The organism is Sphingopyxis sp. Q841, from assembly GCF_052384365.1.
In the GTDB taxonomy this organism is placed as follows: Bacteria; Pseudomonadota; Alphaproteobacteria; order Sphingomonadales; family Sphingomonadaceae; genus Sphingopyxis; species Sphingopyxis terrae_A.
This window is the reverse complement of sequence record NZ_JBQSUM010000001.1, coordinates 734,590-748,202: the sequence shown is the minus strand read 5'-3', so window position 1 is coordinate 748,202 and position 13,613 is coordinate 734,590. Positions and strand designations below refer to the sequence as shown.

14 protein-coding genes are annotated in these 13,613 nt (G+C 66.6%); 3 read left to right on the top strand and 11 right to left on the bottom strand.

Annotated elements, in window-relative coordinates:
* The 11 genes from ACT17R_RS03700 to cyoA all read right to left on the bottom strand — a co-directional run bounded on the left by ACT17R_RS03700 (window position 1) and on the right by cyoA (window position 10,911).
* A complete protein-coding gene (locus ACT17R_RS03700) occupies window positions 1-645 on the bottom strand; it encodes a tetratricopeptide repeat protein (RefSeq protein WP_186402636.1) in 645 nt (214 codons plus the stop codon).
* A 22-nt stretch (window positions 646-667) separates the two neighbouring features.
* On the bottom strand, window positions 668-1,423 hold the full coding sequence (locus ACT17R_RS03695; protein ID WP_062900608.1) for an SDR family NAD(P)-dependent oxidoreductase: 756 nt from the start codon (window positions 1,421-1,423) through the stop codon (window positions 668-670).
* Window positions 1,410-3,464 carry an AMP-binding protein gene (locus ACT17R_RS03690; protein WP_186402637.1) on the bottom strand — a complete coding sequence of 685 codons (2,055 nt, stop codon included), beginning with the start codon at window positions 3,462-3,464 and terminating at the stop codon, window positions 1,410-1,412. The genes ACT17R_RS03695 and ACT17R_RS03690 overlap by 14 nt, the downstream gene beginning before the upstream one ends.
* Window position 3,465: 1 nt before the next feature.
* Window positions 3,466-4,017, bottom strand: a complete 552-nt coding sequence (locus ACT17R_RS03685) for a thermostable hemolysin (protein ID WP_186402638.1) — start codon at window positions 4,015-4,017, stop codon at window positions 3,466-3,468.
* 116 nt (window positions 4,018-4,133) lie between these two features.
* Window positions 4,134-4,664, bottom strand: coding sequence for a response regulator transcription factor (locus tag ACT17R_RS03680; RefSeq protein WP_186402639.1), 531 nt, complete (start codon window positions 4,662-4,664; stop codon window positions 4,134-4,136).
* Window positions 4,661-5,968 carry an ATP-binding protein gene (locus tag ACT17R_RS03675; protein WP_444809009.1) on the bottom strand — a complete coding sequence of 436 codons (1,308 nt, stop codon included), beginning with the start codon at window positions 5,966-5,968 and terminating at the stop codon, window positions 4,661-4,663. The genes ACT17R_RS03680 and ACT17R_RS03675 overlap by 4 nt, the downstream gene beginning before the upstream one ends.
* Window positions 5,965-6,690, bottom strand: coding sequence for an SURF1 family protein (locus ACT17R_RS03670; protein WP_444809008.1), 726 nt, complete (start codon window positions 6,688-6,690; stop codon window positions 5,965-5,967). The genes ACT17R_RS03675 and ACT17R_RS03670 overlap by 4 nt, the downstream gene beginning before the upstream one ends.
* On the bottom strand, window positions 6,687-7,067 hold the full coding sequence (cyoD, locus tag ACT17R_RS03665) for a cytochrome o ubiquinol oxidase subunit IV (RefSeq protein WP_062900603.1): 381 nt from the start codon (window positions 7,065-7,067) through the stop codon (window positions 6,687-6,689). Before cyoD ends, ACT17R_RS03670 begins: the two co-directional genes overlap by 4 nt.
* Entirely contained in the window at window positions 7,064-7,693 is a 630-nt protein-coding gene (gene cyoC, locus ACT17R_RS03660) for a cytochrome o ubiquinol oxidase subunit III (protein WP_444809007.1), read from the bottom strand. The genes cyoD and cyoC overlap by 4 nt, the downstream gene beginning before the upstream one ends.
* Before the next feature lie 3 nt (window positions 7,694-7,696).
* A complete protein-coding gene (cyoB, locus tag ACT17R_RS03655) occupies window positions 7,697-9,706 on the bottom strand; it encodes a cytochrome o ubiquinol oxidase subunit I (RefSeq protein ID WP_062900601.1) in 2,010 nt (669 codons plus the stop codon).
* A 20-nt stretch (window positions 9,707-9,726) separates the two neighbouring features.
* Window positions 9,727-10,911 (bottom strand): ubiquinol oxidase subunit II, encoded by a 1,185-nt coding sequence (gene cyoA, locus ACT17R_RS03650; RefSeq protein ID WP_444809006.1) that lies wholly within the window; start codon window positions 10,909-10,911, stop codon window positions 9,727-9,729.
* A gap of 188 nt (window positions 10,912-11,099) precedes the next feature.
* Here cyoA and ACT17R_RS03645 point away from each other — a divergent pair, with 188 nt between their 5' ends.
* The 3 genes from ACT17R_RS03645 (at window position 11,100) to ACT17R_RS03635 (ending at window position 13,499) form a co-directional block, all read left to right on the top strand.
* Window positions 11,100-12,428, top strand: a complete 1,329-nt coding sequence (locus tag ACT17R_RS03645) for an MFS transporter (protein ID WP_003040213.1) — start codon at window positions 11,100-11,102, stop codon at window positions 12,426-12,428.
* A 79-nt stretch (window positions 12,429-12,507) separates the two neighbouring features.
* Window positions 12,508-12,918 carry a DUF2946 family protein gene (locus ACT17R_RS03640; protein ID WP_082819792.1) on the top strand — a complete coding sequence of 137 codons (411 nt, stop codon included), beginning with the start codon at window positions 12,508-12,510 and terminating at the stop codon, window positions 12,916-12,918.
* A 65-nt stretch (window positions 12,919-12,983) separates the two neighbouring features.
* The gene (locus ACT17R_RS03635; protein WP_444809005.1) at window positions 12,984-13,499 is read left to right on the top strand and encodes a DUF2244 domain-containing protein; all 516 of its coding nucleotides are present in this window, start codon (window positions 12,984-12,986) and stop codon (window positions 13,497-13,499) included.
* Window positions 13,500-13,613 lie beyond the last annotated feature (114 nt).

Sequence of the window (13,613 nt, the reverse complement as noted above, 5' to 3'; positions counted from 1 at the left end):
TCAGCGCGTCTTGGCGAGCAGCGCCTGCACCTCGCGGCGGCGTCCGGCATCCCACACGGGCCGCGTGCCATCGTGCGGCGCGCGCAAAGCCTTTTGCAGAAAGGCGCGGGCGCCAGCCTTGTCGCCCTGATCGAGCAGGAAGTCGCCGTAGAAATAATTGGCGTCGAGCCCGCCCGGATCCTGCGCGAGCGCTTCCTTCAGCAGCTTGCGCGCCTTGTCGGTGTCGCCGAAGCCGATCGGCGATCCCGGCACCTTGTAATAGAGGACGCCCAGGCTCATCGCCGCGCCGCCCTTGGCGGCATGCGGATCGAGCGCATAGGCGCGGGCGATGATGTCGCGCGCGCGCGTCGCAAGGCCCAGCTTGTGAAAGATGTTGGCGCGGTTCGCCTGCTCGCTGGTGACGATGCCCTGCCACAGTAAAGGTTCGGCGCGGCCGGGATAGCGGGCGACCAGCACGGCGGCCTGCTTGGCGAGCGCGTCGAGTGCCTTGGTCTGGGTGCTCGATCCGTGCACCTCGTATACGATGTGCGCCCAGCCGTCGTTGATCGACTTCACATCTTCGGCGGCACCGGCCATCACCACGGCCGGCACGGCCGCGAGCACCATCGCCGCGACCGCCGCGGCGCGCGTCATCTGCAGTTTCATCGGGCTACTCCTTTGTCGTGCTTCACGAAAATTCTGCGCGGGCGCGCCGGATCTGCGGCGCGAGGCCGGTGTCGATCAGCCGCGGCGAAATGGCATTGAGCGCGGCATAGACGCGCTCCATCGCGCCGATGCTGAGCGTGGGGTGCCGGGCAAGGATCGCGGCGACGATCCGCTGCGCGACCCATTCGGGGGCATCGGCCTTCATTCCGGTAATTTCGAGGAAGCGGTTGACCTCGGCATTGTTGAAGGCGGTGCGCGCGGCGCGCGGATTGACGTGCGTCACGCTGACGCCGCTGCCGCCCAATTCGCGCCGCAATCCCTGGCTGAACGCGGCGAGCCCGGCCTTGCTGCTCGAATAGGCGGCGAACCAGGGGTAGGGGATAGCGCCAAGCACGGATCCGATATTGACAATCTGCCCGCTCCCGCGCTGCCGCATGGGCGCCGCGACCGCCCGGGCGAGCACCGCGGGAACGAGCAGATTGATCCGGTAACACAGCGCCAGCGCCTCGACGGGCTGGCTTTCGTGCAGGCCGAATCGCATGACCCCGGCGATGTTGATCAATATATCGGGGGTGTCGCCCGCCAGCCGTTCGGCCAGCGCGGCGAGCGCATCGTCGTCGGAAAGATCGGTGACGATGCTGTCGTGGCACGCGGTGCTTTCGCTGCGGTCGATACCGATCGTATGGGCACCAGCCTGCGCAAGCAGAATGGCGACGGGGGCGCCGAGGCCGCCAGCGGCGCCGGTGATGGCGACTCGCTGTCCGTCAAGCCGCCGCACGCGCCGGTTCCATTTCGATGCTCGCGAAAACCCCGCCGAAAAGCGCGAACATCTCGCGCGCCATCCCCAGGATCGCCGCGCGGTCGGCGGGATCGTCGAGTCCGTTCACGAGCTCTGCGAAAAAGGCCATATGATCCTGATCGAGCGCCCCGTGCGAGGTCAGATAGGTGAAGGCCTGCGGCGGCAGTCCCAGATTCTTCGCGACCGCCGAGGCGCCGCGCGTCGCCAGCGCTACGCTGACGCTTTCAAGGACATAGACCATGCCGAAAAAGGCCATGGCATTGCCCGTCGCAATCCGGCGATAGGCGTGATCGACCATTGCGGCCGTTGCGGGCGCAGGTGCGCTGGCGCGCACCGCCGCGGCGTCGCCGCCGGCAACCGCGATGTCGGACAATATCCATTCTTCGTGGCCGGTTTCCTCGGCGATATAATCGTCGAGCGCGGCCACGATCGCAGGGCGTCCGCCGAGCCGCGCGCGCGCCGCCTGCATCAGCGGGACGGTGTGGCTGACATGGTGATAGGCTTGCGCCAGATAGGCGAGGTACACGTCGCGCGTGATCGTGCCCGTCAGTCCCGCCTGCAATTGCGGAATGGTCAGGAAGCGCAGGCGCTCGCGCACCGTTTGCGCCTCGAGTTCGGTGAAAAAGTCGGGCGTGCCGTCCAGATAGGCGGCGGCAATCGCGGCGCGGCGCAGGCGGCCGTTGCCGGTGAGCTGCCCGTTCATCGGTGTGAAGTGCGCGGCTTCGCGCCAGCTGCCGACGCGGGCATAGGCCGGCAGCAGGGCATTGGCGGCGGCGACCGCGGCATCCAGATCGGCGTCGGCATGGGCCGGCACGATCAGCGCTTCGGGCGCCGGTCGGCCGTCGCCCCACACCATTGCCTGCGCGATCGCCGGTTGCCGAGTGAGCGCAGCCTCGACCCATTCGGGCGAGATATTGCGGCCGAAACTGGTGATGATCAGGTTCGACTTTCGCCCGTCGATGTGCAGCCGTCCCGCGGCGTCGATCGTGCCGATGTCGCCGGTGTGGAGCGGCGCATACGGTGCCGCGCCGCCGACCGCGCCGAGGCAGATCGGGCCATCGAGCACGATCTCGCCATCGTCGGCGACACGCGCCTGCATATGCGAAAGCGGCCGCCCGACCGACGTCGGATCGTCATCGCCCGCGTCCTGCAGGGACACGACCGATGCGCATTCGGTCAGGCCATAGCCTTGCCGGACGGGCAGGCCGAGCCGGCGGGCGCGCTCCACCAAGGGGACAGGGGTGCGCGCACCGCCGACCGCGACCAGCGTCAACAGCGGCAGGCGGATATCCGCCGCCTCCATGACGCGAACGATGCCATCGAGATATTCGGGAACCAGGATCAGCGAGGTGATGCGCTGTTCGGCAATCAGGCGGACCGCTTTGGCGAAATCGGGGCGAAAGGGGTCGGCCATCCCGACCTCTGCCTGCGGCGGACAGACATAGGTGCCGCCCGCGATCAGCGTCGGGAAAAAGCCCGCCACCGTTTCCAGCAGGATGCCCGGCGGCAACAGCGCGAGATGCCGTCCGGCGTGCTCGGCCCCGACCGCGGCGACGATCGCGTGGGCGACGGTGAGCATATGGTCGGCCGAAAGGCAGATGCCCTTGGGCGTGCCAGTCGATCCCGAGGTGAAGCTGATCCGCGCCGTCCCACCGGGGAGGGGCACAGGCGCGGGCTGGCGGGGCTTGCCCGACCCGGCGGAACGGATCGTCGGATCGGGAGCGGCCCCGCACAAGCCGGTGGCGTGGCGCGACTGGTCGGCGGTGAAGAAGCCGGGAAGCGACAGCACCGGAATGGCGGCGGCGAGGAGCGCGAGTTCCAGTTCGGCGCTTTCGCGGCCATGGTCGCGCTGCAACGCGATCGGGACGCCCGGTTGCAGTCGCGGCGCGAGGTCGGCGATACGCGCCGTGACGCGATCGCGCAGTGCGCCATAGGGCAGCGGCTGGCCGTCGAGCGCATCGATGGCGACGGCATCGGGGCGCGCGGCCGCCTGGGCGGTCAGAATGTCGAATATGGTCATGTCAGGCCGCCTGCCGCCCGGCGCGGCGTTCGAGGAAGCTGTTGATGGCGGCTTGCCCGCCGGCGATGATGCCGGCGCAGACCCACGGATCCTGATCGTAATAGCGTCCCCACGCCGATGCCGCCGATCCCAGCCGCTCACCGCGGGCAGGGGTGATGGCGGCGATCGGGATGCCGATGCGGCGAAACATGGCGCGCAGCGGGGCGGTCAGCGTCGCGACCGCGACATCGCCCAGCGCGGCGAGATCGTTCGCCGCCGCGCCCCAAAGCGCGATCATCGCCAGCGGATTGACGGCTGCCAGATTGCCGATCTCGACGATCTGGCGGCGCGCAACGGGTCTGCCCAGTGCGATTGCCGCCAGCTCTTCGACGGGCGCATCGAGATAGGCTTCCAGAAATAGTGGCGCATCGGCGGCGCGCGCATAGCCGAGCGCGGCGGTCGATCCGTCGCTACCAGGACGATGAATATAGTCGGAAAAGCCGGGGGACAGTTCGGCAGCGAAGCAATCGCGATACCGTTGGCGGATCATTCCGAAGTCGTCGCCTGGCGTCATGCCAATCTCCCTATGTTACAGGGATGAGACGCCGCGATGACACGCACCCCGCAAAGGAATGCGAAAATTTTCCGGTGGGGCGCCCCGAAACGGCGGCAAACCGGAGGTGCCCGCGTTCAGCGAACCTGCCGCTTTTCCAGCTTTCGCGCCAGCGTGCGGCGGTGCATGCCGAGGCGGCGGGCGGCTTCGGAAATATTGAACCCGGTTTCGACGAGCGTCTGGTGGATATGCTCCCATTCGACGGTCTTGATCGAGGACTGGCGCCCGTCGAGGGGCGCGTCGACATTGCCTTCGGCGCGGCCGAAGGCGGCTTCGATATCGTCGGTGTTCGACGGCTTGGCGAGATAATAGGAGGCGCCGAGCTTGATCGCCTCGACCGCGGTGGCGATGCTGGCGAATCCCGTCAGGACGACGATGCGCATCGCCGGGTCGAAGGCGCTCAGCGTCTGGACGCAGCCCAAACCCGATGCGGCGCCGAGCTTCAGGTCGACCACCGCGAAATCTGGATGGAATCCGGCGAGCAGCTCATCCAGCCCCTCGGGCCCATGCGCCACCCGCACATCATAGTCGCGCCGTTCGAACGATCGCTTCAGCGTCCGCGCAAAGGCTTCGTCGTCTTCGACGATCAGCAGGCGCCGTTCGCTCATCCCCGTCTCCCTTCGCCCCGCGCGATCGCCGCGATCGGCAGCGTGATCCGCACCACCGCACCCCCTGCATCGCGGTTGTCGGCGCTGACCAGACCGCCCAGCTTGCGTACGACATTGACCAGCAGGAACAGGCCCAGCCCGCCGCCGGGGCGGCCCTTGGTCGACCGATAGGGCTGACCGATCGTCTCGAGCATCGCGGGGTCGAAACCGGGGCCGCGGTCGGCGATCTCGATCACCAGCATCTCGCCGTCGCGCAGTGCGGTGAGGCCGATCCAGTCGGGGGAGACTTCGGCCGCATTGTCGATGACATTGTCGATCACCTGACGCAGCGCGGGGTCGGAGACGATATCGACATCGGGACCGATCCGGTCGCTGAAATCGAGCGTACCCGGGAGGCGCCCGGCGCGCCAGTCGTCGACGATGTCGGTGACGAAACGGCGCGCAGTCGTTAGCTGCGGTGCGATTCCGCGCGCTTCACCCGCCGACATCAGGATGCCGCTGACGATCGATTTGCAGCGGCCGACCGCCGCGTCCATATCGGCCAGATCCTCCTGCAATTCGGTGTCGTCCGCCAACCGCGGCGCCGCGCGCCAGTCGCCGATCAGCACCGAAAGCGTCGACAGCGGCGTCCCGAGTTCGTGTGCGGCGCCCGAGGCGAGCAGGCCCATGCGAACGATATGATCCTCCTCCGCCGCGCGCTGGCTGGCGGTGGCCAGCGCCGCATCGCGTTCGCGCAGGTTGCGGCTCATCCGCGTGACGAAGGCGACGAGCAGCACCGCGATCAACAGGAAGCAGACGAGGCTGCCCTTGAGATAGAGCGCCAGCGGATCGGCGGCATAGGGTTGCGGCAGGACGAGCGGCGTCGGATCGATGCGCAGCGCGACCATCGCAACGATCGCGCCCGCCACCACGGCCCAGGACGAACGCGGCGTGAGCAGGATCGCGCCCATCACCACCTGAAGCAGAAACAGCGAGGCGAAGGGGTTGGTGAGGCCGCCGCTATGGTGAAGCTGCCACCCCAGCGCCGCGACATCGAACAGCAGCACCGCCGTCAGCTCGCGGTTGGCGACCGAATGGCCGCCGCGTAGCCGCGCGAGGCTGGCGAGATTGATCGCGATGAGGACGATGATCGCGCCGAGCAGCGGCGCAAGCGGCAGTTTGATGCCCATCAGCCCGTTGACGACCTCGATCGTCGCGAGCTGGCCGCCGACCGCGATCCAGCGCAGCTGGATCAGCAGCGACATGTTCCGCTGGCCGGCGTCGGCCGCCGGAAGCGCGATCGGTGGGGCCGTGGCTTCGCTCATTCGTCCGGCATATTGGACGCATCGGCGCCCGGACGCCACAGCCGCCAGGTAAAAAACAGCGCGAGCAGCATCAGCGCGAACCAGGTCAGCGCATAGACCAGATGATTGTCGGGGAATTTGACGACGGTCAGCCCGCCCACGGGCAGGCCGCCGGGGTTCGGCGCAGCGTCGGCATCGACGAAATAGGGCGCGGTGCGGCCGAGACCGCGCGCCGCTGCGATCGCGGCGACGTCGCGCGAATACCAGCGGTTCGCGTGGGGATCATTGGCGCGCAGGAAGCCGCCGCCGTGCTCGGTCACCCGCAGCAGTCCGGTTACCGTCGTAGGTCCGGCGGTATTGCCCGCGGCGCGCGTTGCCGGATCGCGGCGCTCGCGCGGCACGAAGCCGCGATTGACGAGCAGCGTGAAGCCGGGCGTTTCGAGCGGCGTCATCACCCAATAGCCGGCACCGCGATCGGTGACCGCCTGAACCAGCGTCTCGCGGTCGTGGCGAAAGCGGCCCGTCGCGGTGACGCGGCGATAGGCGTCGTGGGCCGCGTCGATGCCGCGCCATGCGGCCAGTGGTGGCGCGGGAACGGGGGCGGCGTGGATGCGCACATCGACCGCCGCGACCAGCGCATGTTTCCACTCGCGCCGTTCGAGCTGCCAGACGCCCAGCGCCGCGAGCAGCGCCGCCACGACCAGCGCCGCCGCGGCAAAGGCCGCGCGGCGCGGCCGGGTCACGGCAACTGGCTCATGTCGTGCGGCATCGGCATCATATTGGTGTTGAGGTGGTGCATCACCCATAGCGACCCCGCCAGCATGATCACGACGACGATGATCGTGAACAGCAGCGAGGTCATCGACCAGCCGCCCTCCGCCTTCGGCGTCATGTGCAGGAAATACACCATGTGGACGACGATCTGAACCACCGCGAAGCCCATGATGATCGCCGCGGTCACACCGGTCGACAGCGGCATCGTCATCACCATCCAGAAGGGGATGGCGGTCAGGATCACCGACAGGACGAAACCGATCGCATAATCGCGCATCGACGCGTGCGGCATCTCGATCTCGTGATGCGCGTGGTCGGCGGCGTGGTGGTCGTGGTTCGCGCTCATCGCAGCATTCCCATCAGATAGACGATCGTGAAGACGCCGATCCACACGACGTCGAGGAAGTGCCAGAACATCGACAGGCACATGACGCGACGCTTGTTCGCGGCGATCAGCCCATGCTTGCCGAGCTGGATCATCAGGGTCACCAGCCAGATGATCCCGAAGGTCACGTGCAGCCCGTGGGTCCCGACCAGCGTGAAGAAGGCCGACAGAAAGGCGCTGCGCTGCGGCGTCGCGCCAAGTTCGATCAGATGGTGGAATTCGTATAGCTCGATACTCAGGAAGGCGAGGCCGAACAGACCGGTGATCGCCAGCCAGAACTGAGTCCCCTTCACCTTGCCCTGCTGCATCTGGAGCACGGCGAAGCCATAGGTGATCGACGAAAGGAGCAGCATCGCGGTGTTGAGCGCGATCAGCTTCAGATCGAACAGATCCTTGGGTGCCGGCCCCGCGGCATAATTGCCGCCGAGCACCGCATAGCAGGCGAACAGGATCGCGAAGATGAGGCAGTCGCTCATCAGATAGATCCAGAAGCCCAGCATCGTGCTGTGCCCTTCGGGATGGGGATGCTCGTCGAGTTCGTAGAAGGCGGGCGCTTCGCCCGCGGCGGGGAGGGTGGTGCTGCTCATCGATCAGGCTCCGGCCGCCGCAAGCTGGCGGGTGCGCGCATCCTCGACCTCGGCCACTGTCGCGGCGGGGATATGGAAGTCGCGCTTGTAGTTGAAGGTGTGGGTGATCGCACCGCCGACCAGGCCGACGAAGCCTAGCGCGGCGAGCCACCAGATATGCCAGACAAGCGCGAAACCCATCACCAGGCTGATCCCCGCAAGGATGATCCCGGCGCCGGTGTTGCTCGGCATATGGATGTCGCGGAAGCCGCCGACCGGTCGCTCGGCACCGCGCGTCTTCATGTCGTGCCATGCGTCGAGCGAGTGGATCACCGGCGTGAAAGCGAAATTATAGTCGGGCGGCGGCGAACTGGTGGCCCATTCGAGCGTCCGGCCACCCCACGGATCGCCGCTTTCGTCACGCAGTTCGTCGCGCTTCCAGATGCTGACCGCAAACTGGACGAGCATGGCGGCGATCCCCGCCGCGATGACGGCGGCGCCGATGGCGGCGATCACGAACCAGATTTGCAGGCTGGGATCGTCGAACACGCGCATCCGGCGGGTCACCCCCATCAGGCCGAGTATATAGAGCGGCATGAAGGCAAGCCAGAAGCCGACGACCCAGCACCAGAAGCTGATCTTGCCCCAGAAGACGTTAAGCTTGAAGCCGAAGGCCTTGGGCCACCAATAGTTGATCGCCGCGAACAGGCCGAACAGGACGCCGCCGATGATGACATTGTGGAAATGCGCGATCAGGAACAGCGAGTTGTGCAGCACGAAGTCGGCGGGCGGAACCGCGAGCAGCACGCCGGTCATCCCGCCGACCACGAAGGTCAGCATGAAGGCCACCGTCCACATCATCGGCAGGTCGAAACGGATGCGGCCGCGGTACATGGTGAACAGCCAGTTGAAGAGCTTGGCGCCCGTCGGGATGGAGATCACCATCGTCGTGATCCCGAAGAAGCTGTTGACGCTCGCGCCCGATCCCATGGTGAAGAAATGGTGCAGCCAGACGAGGTAGCTCAGGATCGTGATGACGATCGTCGCATAGACCATCGAGGTATAGCCGAAGAGCTTCTTGCCCGAAAAGGTCGAGGTCACTTCGCTGAACACGCCGAATAGCGGCAGGATCAGGATATAGACTTCGGGGTGCCCCCAGATCCAGATCAGGTTCACATACATCATCGGCGATCCGCCGAAGTCGTTGGTGAAGAAGTTGGTGCCGAGATAGCGGTCGAGCGTCAGCAGCGCGAGCACCGCGGTCAGCACGGGAAAGGACGCGACGATCAGGATGTTCGCGCACAGGCTGGTCCAGGTGAAGACCGGCATCTTCATCAGGCCCATGCCGGGCGCACGCAGCTTCAGGATGGTGACGATCAGGTTGATCCCCGACAACGTGGTGCCGACCCCCGCGATCTGCAGCGCCCAGATATAATAATCGACCCCGACATTGGGGCTGTAGGCGATGCCCGACAGCGGCGGATAGGCCAGCCAGCCCGTCTGCGCGAACTCGCCGACGAACAGCGAGATCATGACGAGCACGGCGCCCGCGGTCGTCATCCAGAAGCTGAAATTGTTGAGGAAGGGAAAGCTGACGTCGCGCGCGCCGATCTGCAGCGGGACGATATAGTTCATCAGGCCGGTGATGAAGGGCATCGCCACGAAGAAGATCATGATCACCCCGTGCGCGGTGAAGATCTGGTCATAATGGTGGGCGTTCAGATAGCCTTCGGACCCGCCGAACGCCATCGCCTGCTGCAACCGCATCATGATCGCGTCGGCAAAGCCGCGCAGGAACATGATCAGCCCCAGGATCATGTACATGATCCCGATGCGCTTGTGGTCGACGGTGGTGAACCACTCTTTCCACAAATAGCCCCAGAGGCGAAATTTGGTGATCAGGCCGAGCACCGCGATCCCGCCGATCACCACCGCGGCGAAAGTGAAGATCAGGATCGGTTCGTGGATCGGAATCGCGTCGAGCGACAGGCGGCCGAGGAAAGGGCCGGTTTCGGGGGCGGGGTGCGGGGTCATGGCGATCTCGGCGACAAAAATCAGGAAAGCGGGCGGGGCGAGGCGGCGTTGAGCGCGGTCTGCGCGGGTGCGGCGCGCTTGCCGGGGCTGGGCAGGCCGGCGCCCGTCAGCGGCGCCTGGCTCGCCGGCGCGGCGTCGGGGGCTTCGGCCTTCGCCATCAGCGGCGCACTGCACAGCGCGGCGACATAGCGCTTGCCCCAATATCCGGGCTCGGAGCCGCGCGCGGCGAACTTGTCATAGGCCAGGCTGCGAACATTGTGGATGCCCACAATGCCGGCACCGCCCGCGGCGTCGATCGACATCATGTCGTGCATGCACATCTTGCCGGCTTCGACGCACATGTTGACCACGGCGTCGAATAGCTGCGGTTCGACCGCCGCGAAGCGCTGTACGGGCGCCCTTTCGCTGGGCTTTTCGAGCGCGAGATAGGCGTTGCGGTCGAGCGTCTTGCCCTCGGCCTTTGTGGCGGCGACCCAGGCGGCGAAACCAGCATCGTCGAGGCTCTTCACCGCGAAGCGCATGTTCGAAAAGCCGGCGCCCGAATAATTGGCCGAAAAGCCCGTGAAGTCGCCGGTCTGGTTGAAGACGCCGTGGAGCTTCGTCTCCATGCCCGGCATCGCATAAATCTGGCCGGCAAGCGCGGGGATGTAAAAGCTGTTCATCACCGACGATGCCGAAATGCGGAACCGCACCGGATGATGCGCGGGCAGCGCCAGCTCGTTTACCGTCGCAATGCCCTGTTCGGGGTAGATGAACAGCCATTTCCAGTCGAGCGCGACAACCTGCACGTCGATCGGCTGTGTCGCCGCCGCGACCGGCTGACCCGGCGCGGTGCGCGCCAGCGGGCGATAGGGATCGAGCAAATGGGTCGCGACCCATGTCACCGCCCCCAGACAGATGATGATGAGCAGCGGCGCTGCCCAGATCACCAGCTCAAGCTGCGTCGAATGGTCCCAGTCGGGCTTGTAGGTCGCGGCCTTGTTCGCGGCGCGATAGCGCCAGGCGAAAAAGATCGTCAGCGCCATCACCGGCACGATGATGAGCAGCATTAGCACGGTCGAAACCAGGATCAGATTGCCCTGCTGCTGGGCGACGTCGCCCGCAGGATCGAGCACGACCATGTTGCAACCGGCGAGCAGCGGAAACACCGCGAGCAGCGGCAGCAACCGGAATCGGGTGGACGGACGGGAGAGCTTTTCTGGCATGGCGGCGCGCCTAGGCCCGCTTTGCTGCACCGCACATAGGACATTTTGTCCAATCCCTTGATCGTGATCAATGACGCAGGGGCATTTTCATGAAGGGGCGCCGCGCCCTATAACCCGACTCGCGCCATCCCTCCGTGCATGCCCGTCGCGCATGCCGGCGGCGGCGCCCGATGCAGGACCGCCTATCCATGTCTGCCGATACCGCGCCCACCACCACCCAGGCCGAACGGGACGCCCGCGCGCTTCACGATGACGGCCATCCGATCGCGCCGGGAGAGATCGCCATCGGCGTGGTCATCGGGCGCACGTCGGAATTTTTCGACTTCTTCGTCTATGCGATCGCATCGGTGCTGGTGTTCCCGAAGCTGATCTTTCCGCAGCTCGATCCGCTGCAGGGGACGCTCTGGTCCTTCGCGATCTTCGCGCTCGCCTTCGTCGCGCGCCCCGTCGGCACGGTGATCTTCACCGCGATCGACCGCGCTTATGGCCGCGGCGCAAAGCTGACGACCGCGCTGTTCCTGCTCGGCGGGTCGACGGCAGCGATCGCCTTCCTGCCCGGCTATGAATCCATCGGTATCGGCGCCGCGCTGCTCCTCGCGCTGTTCCGCATGGGCCAGGGCGTGGCGCTCGGCGGGTCGTGGGACGGGCTTGCCTCGCTCCTCGCGATCAACGCGCCGGCGGGCAAGCGCGGCTGGTATGCGATGATTCCGCAGCTCGGCGCCCCGCTCGGCCTGATCGTCGCAAGCCTGCTCTTCATGTTCCTGATCTCGGCGCTGCCCGCGCAGGATTTCCTCGACTGGGGCTGGCGCTATCCCTTCTTCGTCGCCTTCGCGATCAACGTCGTCGCGCTTTTCGCTCGGCTACGCATCGTCGTCACGCCCGAATATGCCGCACTGTTCGAGGACAAGTCGCTCGAACCCGCGCCGCTCACCGAAACGGTACGGTCGGAATGGAAGGTCATCCTGACCGGCGCCTTCGCGCCGCTCGCCAGCTTTGCGCTCTTCCATATGGTTACGGTTTTCCCGCTGTCGTGGGTGTTCCTGTTCACCGAGGAAACACCGGCGCGCTTCCTGATGATCGAGGCGGTGGCCGCGTTCGTCGGCGTGCTCGCGATCATCGCGTCGGGCCGGCTCGCCGACAGCTTCGGCCGCCGCACCGTGCTGGGCGCGACCGCCGCTGCCATCGCCGCGTTCAGCGGCTTCGCGCCGCAACTCCTCGACGCGGGCGAAGCGGGCGAGGCGGTGTTCATGATCCTGGGCTTCGCGCTGCTCGGGCTGTCGTTCGGCCAGTCGTCGGGTGCGCTCTCGTCCGAATTTCTGCCGCGGCACCGCTACACCGGATCGGCCTTCACCTCGGACCTTGCCTGGCTGTTCGGCGCGGGCTTCGCGCCGATGGTCGCGCTCTGGCTGTCGAGCAGCTTCGGCCTGATCGCCGCCGGCGGCTATCTGTTGTCGGGCGCGGTCGGCACGCTCGTCGCCCTGTGGCTCAACCGCGAACTGGCGCGCACCATCGGCTGATCGGCCTGAGACAATTTGTCCGGCCGCCGCGGTACGCGCGGCCGGTGACAAGCGTCGCGCGCCAGCGTAAAGGGGACCAATGACGGGGGTACGCGCCTGGATTGCACGTCATCGCGGGCTGGCCATGTGGCTGGTCGCGCTGGCGTTGCTTTCGAAAGCGCTGGTTCCCGCGGGCTATATGCCCGGCCATGATGCATCGCGGACGATCGACGTCGTCCTGTGTTCCGACCCCGGCGGTCAGGCGCTCGCGCAGCAGATCGTGATTCCCTTCGAAAAGGGCAGCGAAGATGTGCCCGCCAAGCATGGCGGCAAGGGCGAATGCGCCTTTACCGCGCTCGCACATGGCGCCGTCGCCGCCGCCGATCCGGCGTTTTTGCTTGCGGCGATCGCGTTTCTGTTCGCGCTCGGTTTCGCGCCGCTTCCGGTGCCGCCGCTGCGTCGTCTTTCCCGTCTCCGCCCGCCGCTGCGCGGCCCTCCGGCGCACGCCTGACACGCTGAACCCGCTGTGTCGGACAGCCGCGCGCCTTGATCGCGCGGTCCTGCCGGAGATTGTCCATGTACGAAATAATGCGCTGTCCCGAGGGGCGGCATGCGGACGATGAAGCGTCCGCGTTCGATGCGCCCGATGGCATCCGCCTGCGCATGCGCGAGAACCGGTCGCGCCTGACGGAGCACGGGCGCGAGACCTTTACCGTTCTGATCCTGCTGTTCATGGCGATGGCGATCCTGCCAGCGCTGCAGGGGCGCTGGCTCGTGCCGCTGTTCGCGTTGTCGACGATGGCGGCGCTGGTGCTGGCGCTCGAATGGCACCAGCGCAATCCGCCGCCCGAGGAATGGCTCGAACTGTCGGATGGCCGGTTCGTCTGGCGCGGGCGCAGCAGGGCGGCCATCGACCTGCCGTCCTATTGGCTTCGCTTCGAGCTGGAGCGGCGCGGGCCGACCGACTGCCGACTCGTCTTCCACCACCGAATGCAGCGCTTCGAGGTCGGGCATTGCCTGAACCTCGACGAGCGGCGCGAGATCGCCCCGATCCTCACCCGTGCGCTCGCGGCAAGCAACCACATGAGGTAGGACATGGCCCCATCTCCGCCTCGCCGCATTGCCGCATTGCGCCGGTTTCGCCGCCGCTGCTGGGCGGCCGTCGGTCTGTGCCTGCTGATGCAGGTCGGATCGGCGGCCGCTCAA